This is a genomic window from Vibrio halioticoli NBRC 102217, assembly GCF_000496695.1.
GTDB classification, from domain to species: Bacteria; Pseudomonadota; Gammaproteobacteria; order Enterobacterales; family Vibrionaceae; genus Vibrio; species Vibrio halioticoli.
Map to the genome: position 1 here is coordinate 1 of NZ_BAUJ01000049.1, position 12,923 is coordinate 12,923.

At 43.5% G+C, this 12,923-nt stretch carries 11 protein-coding genes and 1 tRNA gene; 4 read left to right on the forward strand and 8 right to left on the reverse strand.

Annotated elements, in window-relative coordinates:
* Positions 1-18: 18 nt before the first annotated feature.
* The 4 genes from VHA01S_RS13545 to uvrY form a co-directional block, all read right to left on the reverse strand.
* Positions 19-92 (reverse strand) — tRNA-Cys (locus VHA01S_RS13545).
* 306 nt (positions 93-398) lie between these two features.
* Positions 399-953: a CDP-diacylglycerol--glycerol-3-phosphate 3-phosphatidyltransferase gene (gene pgsA / locus VHA01S_RS13550; RefSeq protein ID WP_023404931.1), complete on the reverse strand. Its 555-nt coding sequence runs from the start codon at positions 951-953 to the stop codon at positions 399-401.
* Positions 954-1,030: 77 nt separating this feature from the next.
* A complete protein-coding gene (uvrC, locus tag VHA01S_RS13555) occupies positions 1,031-2,863 on the reverse strand; it encodes an excinuclease ABC subunit UvrC (protein ID WP_039970981.1) in 1,833 nt (610 codons plus the stop codon).
* Positions 2,864-3,508, reverse strand: a complete 645-nt coding sequence (gene uvrY / locus VHA01S_RS13560; RefSeq protein WP_023404933.1) for a UvrY/SirA/GacA family response regulator transcription factor — start codon at positions 3,506-3,508, stop codon at positions 2,864-2,866.
* 381 nt (positions 3,509-3,889) lie between these two features.
* Between uvrY and VHA01S_RS13565 the strand changes: the two genes are divergently transcribed.
* Both VHA01S_RS13565 and VHA01S_RS13570 read left to right on the forward strand, forming a co-directional pair.
* Positions 3,890-6,253: a DNA polymerase II gene (locus VHA01S_RS13565; protein WP_023404934.1), complete on the forward strand. Its 2,364-nt coding sequence runs from the start codon at positions 3,890-3,892 to the stop codon at positions 6,251-6,253.
* Positions 6,254-6,312: 59 nt separating this feature from the next.
* Positions 6,313-6,633 carry an HI1450 family dsDNA-mimic protein gene (locus VHA01S_RS13570; protein ID WP_021713152.1) on the forward strand — a complete coding sequence of 107 codons (321 nt, stop codon included), beginning with the start codon at positions 6,313-6,315 and terminating at the stop codon, positions 6,631-6,633.
* Between the two features lie 89 nt (positions 6,634-6,722).
* On the opposite strand, the gene VHA01S_RS13575 is transcribed toward VHA01S_RS13570, so the two are convergent.
* The gene (locus VHA01S_RS13575) at positions 6,723-6,947 is read right to left on the reverse strand and encodes a cysteine-rich CWC family protein (protein ID WP_039970983.1); all 225 of its coding nucleotides are present in this window, start codon (positions 6,945-6,947) and stop codon (positions 6,723-6,725) included.
* A 251-nt stretch (positions 6,948-7,198) separates the two neighbouring features.
* Here VHA01S_RS13575 and VHA01S_RS13580 point away from each other — a divergent pair, with 251 nt between their 5' ends.
* Positions 7,199-7,945, forward strand: coding sequence for a hypothetical protein (locus tag VHA01S_RS13580; protein ID WP_023404935.1), 747 nt, complete (start codon positions 7,199-7,201; stop codon positions 7,943-7,945).
* Positions 7,946-7,987: 42 nt separating this feature from the next.
* Here the strand turns inward: VHA01S_RS13580 and VHA01S_RS13585 are convergent, their stop codons facing one another.
* Positions 7,988-9,148 carry an MFS transporter gene (locus tag VHA01S_RS13585; RefSeq protein WP_023404936.1) on the reverse strand — a complete coding sequence of 387 codons (1,161 nt, stop codon included), beginning with the start codon at positions 9,146-9,148 and terminating at the stop codon, positions 7,988-7,990.
* A 172-nt stretch (positions 9,149-9,320) separates the two neighbouring features.
* Here VHA01S_RS13585 and VHA01S_RS13590 point away from each other — a divergent pair, with 172 nt between their 5' ends.
* Entirely contained in the window at positions 9,321-10,490 is a 1,170-nt protein-coding gene (locus tag VHA01S_RS13590; RefSeq protein ID WP_023404937.1) for a MerR family transcriptional regulator, read from the forward strand.
* 41 nt (positions 10,491-10,531) lie between these two features.
* Here the strand turns inward: VHA01S_RS13590 and VHA01S_RS13595 are convergent, their stop codons facing one another.
* Both VHA01S_RS13595 and VHA01S_RS13600 read right to left on the reverse strand, forming a co-directional pair.
* On the reverse strand, positions 10,532-10,960 hold the full coding sequence (locus VHA01S_RS13595; RefSeq protein ID WP_023404938.1) for an N-acetyltransferase: 429 nt from the start codon (positions 10,958-10,960) through the stop codon (positions 10,532-10,534).
* A gap of 122 nt (positions 10,961-11,082) precedes the next feature.
* Entirely contained in the window at positions 11,083-12,840 is a 1,758-nt protein-coding gene (locus tag VHA01S_RS13600; RefSeq protein ID WP_039970986.1) for an ABC transporter ATP-binding protein/permease, read from the reverse strand.
* Between the last annotated feature and the right edge of the window lie 83 nt (positions 12,841-12,923).

A 12,923-nucleotide genomic window follows, 5' to 3' on the forward strand; every position in this document is an offset into this window, starting at 1 on the left:
ATATTCTCGTTAAGAGAATGGAGGCGCCTCCCGGAATCGAACCGAGGTCCACGGATTTGCAATCCGCTGCATAGCCACTCTGCCAAGGCGCCGTCGTACTGCTTAAGAGTTAATTCCTCTTGGGTACGGGGTGGCATTTTACGGATTCGACCCTGTGAGTCAATAAAATTTTTCGAATTATGATTCGTTTGCTCGCTTTACAAACAAACCTTGGCAAGATGGTTAGATAAGTATCAAAAATTGATTAAAATCCACCTAAATTGCTTTATTTTTCTTCAGGCTATTTTTGAGTAACTCATTGTTTGTTTTGGTTTGATACTCAAGGTTATGCAAAATAGGCACAACTAGAAGCTGAAGGCATAAAAAAACCAGCTTTCGCTGGTTATTTTATTTTTAAATTATTCGTCTGCGTGAAGCAAATCGTCTTTGGCGGCATTCAAATATTGCACCATGGACCACAGGGTAAGCACGGTCGCGATAAACAAAGATAAGAAACCAATCCAAATCATCCAATCATCATAACGCCAGATCAACACCCACAAGGCAAACATTTGCGCAAAGGTTTTCACTTTACCAATCCACGACACGGCAACACTAGCACGTTTGCCTATTTCAGCCATCCACTCTCTTAATGCTGAGATAATGATTTCTCGGGAAATCATTATGATGGCTGGAACCGTAATCCAAATCGTATTGTAATGCTCGGCAATCAATAATAGCGCCGTTGCCACCATCACTTTATCCGCAACAGGATCTAAAAATGCACCAAAACGCGACGTCTGCCCTAACTTACGCGCCAATACTCCATCGAGCCAGTCGGTAAACCCGGCAACCCAAAACACCATTGCTGCTGTAAAAGGTGCCCATGAAAAGGGCAGATAGAACACAATGACAAACACTGGGATCAAGAATAGGCGAATCAAGGTAAGAATATTCGGGATAGTAAATCGCATTTTATTTACTCTGAAGGCACGTCAAATGGACATGCTTATTTGGCTATAGGTTTATCCCTAATGTTGCGGGATTTTAGTTAGTGTTGCAACGCTTGAACTATCTTTTCTGCTAAAGAATTACTGATACCTGGCACTTTGGCTATTTCTTCAGCGCTGGCTCTCTTCAGTTCTTGTAAACCGCCCATATATTTCAACAAAGCTTGCCTACGTTTTGGCCCTACTCCTTCAATGCCTTCCAATGCACTAGTGCGACGAGTTTTACCTCGCTTTGCTCTATGCCCTGCAATCGCATGATTATGGCTCTCATCGCGAATGTGCTGCATTAAATGCAGCGCTGGCGCGTCGCTAGCCATATTAAACTCTTCACCTTCAGCGGTAATCATAGTTTCAAGGCCCGGCTTACGCGTGACGCCTTTGGCGATACCAATTAAGCGTGGACGTTTCGGCCACTGATCCCAATATTTAGAAATGATCTCAATCGCACGATTTAGTTGTCCCTTACCACCATCAATGAAAATGATATCGGGAATTTTATCTACATCTATCTGCTTCGAATAACGACGCTCAAGTACTTGCCCCATCGCCGCATAGTCGTCACCACCGGTGATGCCTGTAATGTTGTAGCGGCGATACTCTGGCTTGACTGGACCTTCATGATTAAACACCACACAGGAGGCTATGGTGCTCTCGCCCATGGTATGGCTGATATCAAAACATTCCATGCGACGAATCGAATCCATGTTGAGCACTTGCTGAAGCTCTTTAAACCTCTGCGAAATGGTCATCTTATGGTTAATTTTAGTCGTAATTGCACTGAGTGCATTAGTATTTGCCAGTTTCAAATAGCGAGCACGATGCCCACTAGGATTGGTATGAAAACTGACATGTCGACCAGCCATCTGCGTCAATGCTTCTTGGAAAGGCTTTTCATCCTCAAGCAAACCCGAGGCGAACACTAAGCGACTAGGTAACCCCCTGCCCTCAGATTGATTCAAATAGTATTGGCTAATAAAGCTATAAAAAATTTCTTCGGTTTGGCTGTTGTTCGGGATTTTTGGAAAGAAGCTGCGACTGCCGAGTATCTTACCTTGACGAATCATCAAGATATGAATACAGGCTACCCCTGACTCTTGAGCAAAACCGAGCACGTCAATGTCATCAAAGCTGTCTTCGGAAACAAACTGCTGCTCTTGAATGCGGCGAATGGCTTGAATTTGATCGCGAAACTGCGCCGCTTGCTCAAATTTAAGACTGCGACTGGCTTCGTCCATTTTGGCAATTAACAGCTCTACCACTTGTTTGTCTTTGCCCTGTAAGAACAAACGCACCCATTGCACTAAATCTTGATACTCTTCATCGGAGATAATGCTCTTCACACAAGGTGCTGCACAACGTCCAATTTGATACATCAAACAAGGCCGTGTTCGATTGGCATAGATGGTGTCTTCACATTGGCGCATCGGTAAGATTTTTTGCAATAAATGCAACGTTTGGCGCACCGCTCCGGAGTCTGGATACGGACCAAAATACTCGCCCTTACGCTTTTTTGAGCCGCGATGTAGCGACAAACGAGGATGCTTGTGATGGCTGATGAAAATATACGGGTAGGATTTATCGTCTCTGAGCAACACATTGTACTTAGGTAAGTACTGTTTGATGTAGTTATGCTCAAGGATTAAGGCTTCGGTTTCGGTATGAGTAACCGTCACGTCGATGTGGTCAATGTGACTGACCAAGGCACGTGTTTTTTCGTTATCGAGCTTTTTTCTGAAGTAGCTACTAAGGCGTTTTTGAAGATCTTTCGCCTTGCCTACATAAATGACAACAGCCTCGGCGTTATACATTCGATAAACGCCGGGCTGATGTGTAACCGTTCTAAGAAATGCGGTTGAGTCGAACTGCGATGTCACCTACAGCGTCTCTGCATCCAACATTCCGTGACGAATGGCTAAGTGTGTCAGTTCTACATCGCCACTGATATCGAGCTTGTTGAACAGTCTATAACGGTAACTGTTCACCGTTTTAGGACTTAAGCTCAGTTGTTCAGAAATATCAGTCACTTTTTGCCCTTTAGTGATCATTAGCATGATTTGAAGCTCACGCTCGGAGAGATCTTTAAAAGGATTATCAGAAGAACTTGAAACTTGGCTAAGCGCCATTTGTTGTGCGATTTCAGGTGAAATATAGCGTTGACCGCTGTTCACCATACGAATTGCATTCACCATCTCATCTGGCCCAGCACCTTTGGTCAAATAGCCAGACGCGCCAGCTTGCATCACCTTAGTTGGAAATGGGTTTTCAGTATGTACGGTCAACACAATGATTTTTATATCTGGGTTGAAACGTAATATTTTTTTGGTTGCCTCAAGGCCACCGATACCCGGCATATTCATGTCCATAAGGATCACATCAACATGATTATTTCGGCACCATTTTATAGAATCTTCACCACTTTCAGCTTCCCCTGCCACATTCATACCACGGACGTCTTCGATAATACGTCTTATCCCTGTGCGTACAAGCTCATGATCATCTACAAGGAAAACATTTATCAAACTTGTATCTCCACACTCTAATTCTTGGCTGCATAGATCGTCATGAAGTCATCATAACACGCGACCGTTATTCTACGTTATTGGCGTAGTTTACGACATCCAAATATGCTTAGTATTTACGATATTACAATATATTAGTGCAATTATTATGACACAGTCGTGCAATAATATGCTTATTCGATTAAAATTTATACCGCACCTTTCATATGCAACAAGTTTAAGCGGCCGTTTTCAGACTCACTTTTGCGGCCTTTTCTCTGTTATGCACTACGCTCCAAAGTGACTATACATTTACCTAAAATCATATTTAAATTCATATAAACAGCTCAACAAGGGTTTGTTATCATAGCTACTTGTAAGAGTAGCAAAAAGGTTTGCATATTGCGTTCAGGATTTATCTTAACCCGTCAAAGTAAAGATGTCGGCACTTCGAGTATTATTGAACTGTGGATGTCTACGGATGCAGGGCCTGTATTGGTTCAAATTCCGGATCAAAAATCCGTATACTTTATTGAAAGCGCCATGCAATCACAGGTAGAGCAATTAGCCAATCAGCTAAAAATTCCCTTACAAACCAAAGCACTACCTTTGAGGACCTTTCAATTAAACCCCGTGAGCGCCTGTTATTTCCCTACCCGAAAACACGCAATGAATTTTGAGCGAGCGCTACTTGATAGTGGCATAACTATCTACGAACCCGATATAAGGTTGGTTGATCGCTATCTCATGGAGCGGTTTATTCAAGGACAAATCGAAGTCAGTGGTCAAGAAACATCTGCAAACGGCTACCTAAAAATTTCCAACGCCCAATGTCGCACAGCTAAAAACTACATGCCGAATCTATCGGTGGTTTCTCTCGATATTGAATGTTCTGCCAAAGGGGTGTTGTACTCCATTGGTTTAGATTCCGTCATGGACAGTCGCGTGATCATGATAGGTGAACCTCAACCAAGTGATGAGACGCCTATTCAGTGGGTGGAAAATGAAAACGCTCTGCTTCGCGCGCTCATTGATTGGTTTGTGCAGTTTGATCCGGACATTATTATCGGTTGGAATGTCATCGGCTTTGATATGCGCCTGTTGGTGCAGCGAGCCGAACAGCACAAGATCCGCCTTAACTTAGGGCGAGGCAAACAAAATTGCTACTACCGACAATCGAATCAAAGCCAGCAAGGTTTTATTACCATTCCAGGACGTGTGGTGGTTGATGGTATCGACGGCCTTAAATCGGCGACCTATTCGTTTGATTCTTGGTCATTAGAGTCTGTTTCTCAAGAGTTATTACAGCAAGGTAAAGCCATCCATAACGTGCATGACCGCATGCAAGAGATCAATGACATGTTCCACCATGACAAGCTCTCTTTGGCAAAATACAACTTGCAAGATTGTGTACTGGTCAACAAGATCTTTCACAAAACCCACCTACTCGATTACCTAATTCAGCGCAGTAAACTAACGGGCTTGTCCCTTGATAGAGTCGGTGGCAGTGTGGCGGCTTTTTCTAACCTGTATCTGCCTCGTTTACACCGAGGTGGCTATGTTGCGCCAAATCTAATGCCTAATGATTGGATTGCTAGCCCCGGCGGCTTTGTCATGGACTCAAAACCGGGGTTGTATGACTCAGTATTAGTGCTGGATTTTAAAAGCCTGTATCCAGCCATCATTCGCAGTTTCCTCATTGATCCTATGGGACTCATTGAAGGTTTACAGCTAGAGATAGGCAATCAAGCAGATCAAGCTGTGCCCGGTTTTAGAAAGGCGCAGTTTCACCGCAGTAAACACTACCTGCCCAACTTAATCGAAGAGTTATGGCAAGCCCGTGATCAAGCCAAAAAAGATAACGAAGTGGCGTTTTCACAAGCGATTAAGATCATCATGAATTCATTTTATGGGGTGTTAGGCTCTTCCGGTTGTCGTTTCTTTGATACACGCTTGGCCTCTTCGATAACGTTACGCGGTCACGAAATAATGAAGACCACTCGTAAGCTAATTGAAGATAAAGGCTATGAGGTCATCTACGGTGATACTGACTCTACCTTTGTCTCGTTAAAAGGTGAATGCAGTGCACAACAAGCCGATGCCGTGGGTCATGCCCTAACAACGCACATTAACGCTTGGTGGAAACAGCACCTTGCTGAGCAATACCAGCTCACTTCCCTACTTGAGTTAGAATACGAAACTCACTTTAATCGCTTCTTTATGCCGACAATTAGAGGCTCAGAGACAGGCTCCAAGAAACGTTACGCAGGCTTAATCAAAACCCAAAATGATTCGCGCATCGTTTTTAAAGGTTTAGAAAGTGCCCGTAGTGACTGGACAGAACTGGCGCAAAGTTTTCAGGCTCGTCTATATGAGCTTATTTTTGATGGACAAGACCCCACTCAGTTTATTTTAGATACCGTTGCCCAAGTAGAATCTGGCGCATTAGACGACAAGCTTATCTACCGTAAACGTCTGCGCAGAAAGCTTAATGACTATCAAAAGAACATTCCGCCACAAGTACGCGCCGCGCGTTTAGCCGATGACATCAATCAACAGCTAGGTCGTCCTTTGCAATATCAAAACCGTGGCCGAATTGCCTACGTGATGACCCGAAGTGGCCCTGAACCCATCGAATTTGTGCGCAGTGCTTATGATTACGAGCACTATATTGAAAAGCAAGTTAAGCCCATCGCCGATGCCATTTTGCCTTTTGTTGGCCTCAAATTTGACGATATTAATGCGCCGCAGATTGGCCTGTTCTAATTGCAACAAATTGCGAGTACAATCGCCTCAACAATTTAAGAGACCGCTAAGGGAATCCAATGACTGAACTCTTATCCTTTGATGATACCATCGACGCTGCTTACGACATTTTTCTAGAAATGGCTCCTGACAACCTTGAAGCAGCAGACGTTGCTTTGTTTACACTGCAGTTTGAAGACCGTGGCGCAGCAGAGCTAGTAGAAACCGGAGACGACTGGGCATCACATGTCGGATTTGAGGTGGATAAAGAAACCTATGCTGAAATCAAAATCGGTCTGGTGAATGAAACAGACGATGTGTTAGATGACGTATTTGCACGTATGCTGGTCTCTCGCGATCCTGAGCACAAATTCTGTCATATTTTGTGGAAGCGCGACTAAAATCACTTGTGTTTCTAAATGACATCAAAGCCCTATCATGTTGATATTATTCACGTATAGGGCTTTTTTAATTTTCAGTTAAGCCGAGATTATGCGCTAGCTGAATCTATTTGGAACTTATTCACACACGACTTACAAATACAGGCTTTGCCTTGTAAGTGTTCGGGGATCTGAGCTAACAACCCTTTTGGAAACGTTATCGCAGGATCGGCGCACCAACAGGTTTTCGATTTATCGTCTTGGTTACCACAAGAGTTCCCTTTCCCGCATAGAGGGCAAATCAGAGCCTCAACTTTTATACGTGATATTTGCATTATTACTACCTAATAAATTACTAATAACTAAACACTCGTGAATACCTGAATGTATAAGTGAAGCACGTAAGACCGAAGCACTATACGGATATTATCCGTCAAACGCTTTAAGAACTTCAATCCCCCTACCTTTCCCATAAGCTCCGCTTACAAAAAACATCACCACAATAAATAGTTAACCAGATGCATATTGGGTACTATGTTCTATCGTTCATAAATTGTCTCTATTATTCATTGGAGTGTCGTTGTTAATGCCAAAACATGTTGCTTGTTTAACCTTACTTTGTGCCAGTGTGATTTCGTCTGCTGCTTTCGCCGAGCAAAAAAGAGACATCTACGACAATGAAAACAAAAATGCCGACGACCCTACCCGCATTGTTACCAAGTTGGGCGTTGCGGCTGATTACAATTTTGAATCTGAAAAGGCCGGTTACTCTATCTCGGGCTCTCTGGGTTTAAGCGAAGCGCAAAAAATTAATGCGCGCTATCACCCCGATACTCAAGAGTGGAGCGTGGGCGGATCTTGGCTATTTGATATCGGTATCGTGAACTTTAACTTTGGTCACAGTGAATACAGTGACGGTTCGAACTTTAATAATTACAGTGTCGGCACGTTTTTGCCTTTATCGGTATTTGGAATTGAACCTGCGGGCTGGCAAATATTCCCCATGGCCGGATTTAACTACACCGATGGTGAACGACCTTTAAATGCAAATGATGAGTTCTATGATCCAAATAACCCCTTTGTCTTACACCCTAGCGACAGCACCGGTGGCTATGTCGGAGCTTTTTCTTTAAAACCTATCAATGACAAATTTACTGCTATGGCTTTTGCCGGTGCATCTATCGGTTCGGATGATTATTTTGGTTATTGGATGGGGGCAGGAACTGGCTATAACTTCACTAAGAAAGACAGCATTAGCTTACTAGCACTGGTATCAGACAATGACTACGGCTCAGATAAGAAAGTGATACTCTCTTATAGTCATACCTTCTAAAACAGCGCCGGCAACGCATAAATTCTGCTGTGACAGTTTACATCAGCGTTTAAATTTAAATATAAGCGCGACCGCTGAGAGCAATATGGCGTACATCAACAATAATGGTATCGCGCTTATGCTAGAAAGCCCTGAAGCCAAAAACGAGACCAGCGCTGTACACAGCCAACACGCTGAAAATACAAGCGCATTGGCAATCCCAGCCAAGTGGGTAAATGGGGCAAGCGCTTGCCCTAAACACAACGGAAATAATACGCCTAGCGCCATCACAACCAAGGCGACGGGTATTACCAAAGCCAGTAAATTAAGCCCGAAAAGAGTTTGATAGAACAAACCACATGCAACAGAAATTAATGACAGCAGCATCGACAGCCGAATTTTTTTCTCAGCAGGCACTTTAAAAAAGAATCGGTTCGCAATATTGCCCACCAGCCAACTTGCACCTAATAATAGCGCGACATGCCCATAAAATATGGGCGTATGACCCAGTGTTGTTTGAATCAAAAATGGCGCTACGGTATTAAAGGCAGGCAAAATACTGTACAAAATCCCGCAAATCAGCGCGACACGCCGAAAGGTCGCGTTACCGACAATTTCACTAAAACTTCGAGTCACAAAGTGCGCGCTAAATCGCGTCCTGCGGTGTGTGTCAGTAAACATAAACAACAATAAACCCGTGCCCATTGCAACCCACACCATCAATGCGTAAAACACCATGTTCCAACCAAAGTGTGCATCAATGTATCCACCGATAAACGGAGATAAAGTTAAGCCTAAGGCGAACGAAATGGTGATCCAATTAACCGCGCGTAAATACTCTTCTCCATCAAATAAATCCTTGATTGCAGCCCTTCCACCTACAGCGATAAAGGATACGGCTAACCCTTGCAATAAACGCAAACCAATTAAGGTGTCGATACTTGGCGCAATAGCGGAAATAAAAAGCGCTAAGATCAAAACAATGCAGCCTATCAACATCGGCATTTTTCGGCCGAAAGCGTCCACTACAAACCCGGCGATTATTTGCCCCACGCCAAAGCCCAATATCGCGGCTGAAAATGCCCACTGAGTCAGTGCTTCATTACTGGCAAGAGCGGCTTGAATAGAGGGCAACGACGGCACAATAATGTCAACAACAATGCCACCTAATGACACCAATACATACATCAATACCGCTAAATTGCGCTTTGAAGTCCCATCCATAGGGTGAATTCCTTTTTCATTTACTGCTTACGCATTTTGTCTCTAGACTATAAGATTGATATTCAACCAGATAGGGATTTATTGCAATGTCTGTCAGCCATAACTTATATTTTGTATTGACCTGTCTATTACTTCATAGTTTAAGTTAGCTCTATTCAAGCAAGGAAGGTATATGTACCGCATATCAGAATTAGCACGCAAAGTGGGTTTGTCACGCTCAGCGCTACTCTATTATGAAAAGCTGCAACTGATAAACGGAGTGCGTTTAGACAACGATTATCGCGTCTATACCGACAAAGACGTTCAGCGCGTGTTGCTTATACAAACTCTGCAAGCTGCGGGTTTAACGCTCAAAGAATGCAAAGCTTGCTTGGATGCCAAAATCGACCGTCCATTGCTGGTCAACCGCCTACAAGCATTGGATAACGAGATTGAACAAAAACAGCACTCTAGAAAAGTATTGGTCGCGCTTCTTGGTGAAGAGAATCACAAACAATGGCACGAAAACATAAGCCAAATAGCACCCGATGCGCATCTAGATTGGTTAATGAAACAAGGCTTTGACGAAAAAGAAGCCCTTAGATTGAAATGGCTATCAAAAGACATGAACGAACATCAAGATTATATGGCTGACTTTATGACAGTCTTTGAAACCCTCGACCGCTGGGGTCCGGGCAGTGAAACTGAAACGCTAAAAGCGCTGAATGCCATCCCTAAAACCTGTACAAAAGTGCTTGAAATAGGCTCAGGTAAAGGGCTTGCCACAACAGTACTCGCCAATAACACTGACGCTATCATCACCACTGTGGATAACGAGCAATCTGCACTCGATCGCTTAAGTGAACGCTTTGAGCAAGATGGGCTAGCCTCTCGCATTGTACCTGTGTGCGCCAGCATGACCGAACTGCCCTTTACTGAGCAAAGTTTCGACCTTATTTGGGCAGAAGGTAGCGCGTATATCATGGGCGTAAACAATGCCTTAAAACAGTGGCGACCACTACTAGAAGAAAATGGCATCATCATGCTCAGTGATTTGGTTTGGCGCACTACAGATCCAACAGCAGAGGTGCAAAACTTCTTCAAGGGAGAATATCCAGACATGCAATCTATCGAGACCAGATTGCAACAATTTAACGCCGCAGGCTATGAGATCATTGAGCATTTTCCATTAAGTGAAGCCGCATGGCAGAACTATTATTTGCCCCTTAAAGAGCGTGCAAATGAATTACTGCCTCATATGCCAGATTCAAACGCAATTAACGATATTCTTGCCGAAATTGATATTTATAAACGCTATTTAGGCGAATTTGGCTATCAGATGTTTATTGCTAAGCGTCGCTAAGCACAAGGGTAAATGTTAGCAGACTAACATTTACCCTTAGTTTATTTTGTGTTCATACTCATCGCATATTCAGCGCAGCCTGTATGCTCACAAAGCTGTTCATTATCGACCTCAAAACCTTGTGCAAGATAGAATCTGTAAGCGGCTTGATTCTCTTTATAGACATTTAAAGTCAGCTCGAAACATTGCCCTTTAGCATGAGAAATTAATTGCTTGCCGAATCCCAGACCTTGATAGTCAGGCGAAACAAAAATTGCGGCTAAAAGATTCTGATAGAGCGAATAGAAACCGACAATATTGCCCTCTTTTTCAAATACATAAGTTTTTGATGCTGGGATATAGATGTCGCGCATATTCGAGACTTGGGATTGCCAAAATTCTGCTACAACAAAGTCATGAGCTTGTATTGATGCTTTAAGCCAAATATCGAGAACGACTTCAATATCCTTTGCTTGGTACTCTCTGATCATGTTTGATTCAACCGATAGTAAATTGCTCAGTATGAACGCTATTATGCTGGTATTAACGGAAAAATAATTGAAGATTTACGACACATTTAGGTTCTAAGACCTGAATCATCCACCTGTCCCCACTAACCCTTCTGCTTAAACTGCAACTCAACCAAGCGTTGATACAATTCACAGCGGCTTAATAAGCTATGGTGATTGCCAACATCGACCAATTTTCCTTTATCTAAAACGGCAATTTGGTCAGCGTGCTGAATCGTTGATAAACGGTGCGCAATGATAATGGTAATGCGGTGTTTCATCAGTGCTTCAAGAGCTTGTTGTACGTGGTGTTCACTTTCACTATCGAGGGCGCTGGTGGCTTCATCAAGCAGTAAAATCATAGGATCTTTTAAAATGGCGCGAGCAATGGCAATGCGCTGTCTTTGTCCGCCAGATAAACGTACGCCCTTTTCACCCAAGTGGCTTTGATAGCCTTGCGGAAGGTTACAAATAAACTCGTGCGCATGCGCTTTTTTCGCCGCTTCTATTACTTGTTCATCAGTGGCATCAGGATTGCCGTAACGAATATTGTGCATCACATCGTGGCTAAATAATGCCGGTTGCTGAGGTACGAGCGCCATCTTATTGCGCAGATCTTTAGGATCAAACTGACGAATATCTTGCCCACCTAATGTTACCTCTCCCTTTGACGGGTCGTAAAAGCGCAGTAAAAGTTCAAATAACGTGGTTTTCCCTGCGCCAGAAGGACCGACTAATGCCAGCACTTTACCTTCTTTAGCGGTTAAATTGAGTGTATCAATCGTCGGAGTATCAGGGCGGGATGGATAATAAAAAGACACCCGATGAAAGGACATTTCGGCGCTAAGCTTAGCGGTAGAAACAGCTTGCTTGGGTGCGATAATTTGGCTTTTTACATTCAGGATTTCCAGCAATCGCTCTGTGGCTCCTGCTGCTCGTTGCAATTCACCAAATACTTCGGAAATAGTGGCCGTCGATGAGGCCACCATAATCGCATAAAACACAAATGCACCCAATTCACCTGGTGAAATCTCACCGCGTATAACATCGCTTCCCCCTACCCACAACATGCCTGAGATAGCGCCAAACACAATGACGATCACGCCAGAAATCAAAATAGCGCGCTGTTTCACCCGTTGACGTCCTATTTCATAAGCGCGTTCAACTTCAGCTGAAAACGAGTGTAATTCCTGCGCTTCACGACTAAAGCTTTGCACCGTTTTAATGTGTTCAATCGCCTCTCCTGCATAGCTGCCTACATCCGCCATGGAATCTTGGCTTTGTCTAGAAAGCGCTCGTACTTTTCGCCCATAGACCAAAATAGGAACCAAAATAAAAGGCACTGAGGCTAACACAATCAGAGTTAACTTTACGTTGGTGGCAAATAGCATCACGATCGCGCCAACACACATCAATGCACTGCGCATCGCCATAGAAAACGAAGAGCCAATAATACTTTGGAGTAATGTGGTGTCCGTTGTGATGCGTGACATAATATCGCCACTGCCGTGAGTTTCAAAATGGCTAGGATGCAAGGTAATAACGTGATTAAACACCGCCAGTCGAATATCAGCGCTGACACGCTCTCCCACCGATGACACTAAATAGAAACGAAAAAATGTTCCGATAGAGATGCACACTGTCACCGCTAAAATAAAACCAATCGCATAATTAAGATCGTGAATTGAACGCTGTGAAAAGCCTTCATCAATAAGTAAGCGCACGCCTTGCCCGACCGATAAAGTAAGCCCTGAAGTCATTAATAATGCAGCCAGTGCGGCAAACACTTTCCATTGATATGGGCGTACAAACTGTAAGATATCTAACAACACTCTTAGGCTTGTTCTCGACTTTTTGTCCATTGATTTAGTCACACTTCCCTCTACTTACGTTGCAATTAAGTTTTCAATATCAATAATTTAGCGCGACATCAAATATTTACGTT

What these genes read in the sequence shown, in the direction of transcription:
- pgsA (WP_023404931.1), bottom strand. Translation starts at nt 953, where the DNA reads ATGCGATTTACTATCCCGAATATTCTTACCTTGATTCGCCTATTCTTG.
- VHA01S_RS13580 (WP_023404935.1), top strand. Translation starts at nt 7,199, where the DNA reads ATGCCAAAACATGTTGCTTGTTTAACCTTACTTTGTGCCAGTGTGATT.
- VHA01S_RS13570 (WP_021713152.1), top strand. Translation starts at nt 6,313, where the DNA reads ATGACTGAACTCTTATCCTTTGATGATACCATCGACGCTGCTTACGAC.
- VHA01S_RS13575 (WP_039970983.1), bottom strand. Translation starts at nt 6,947, where the DNA reads ATGCAAATATCACGTATAAAAGTTGAGGCTCTGATTTGCCCTCTATGC.
- VHA01S_RS13585 (WP_023404936.1), bottom strand. Translation starts at nt 9,148, where the DNA reads ATGGATGGGACTTCAAAGCGCAATTTAGCGGTATTGATGTATGTATTG.
- VHA01S_RS13590 (WP_023404937.1), top strand. Translation starts at nt 9,321, where the DNA reads ATGTACCGCATATCAGAATTAGCACGCAAAGTGGGTTTGTCACGCTCA.
- VHA01S_RS13595 (WP_023404938.1), bottom strand. Translation starts at nt 10,960, where the DNA reads ATGATCAGAGAGTACCAAGCAAAGGATATTGAAGTCGTTCTCGATATT.
- VHA01S_RS13600 (WP_039970986.1), bottom strand. Translation starts at nt 12,840, where the DNA reads ATGGACAAAAAGTCGAGAACAAGCCTAAGAGTGTTGTTAGATATCTTA.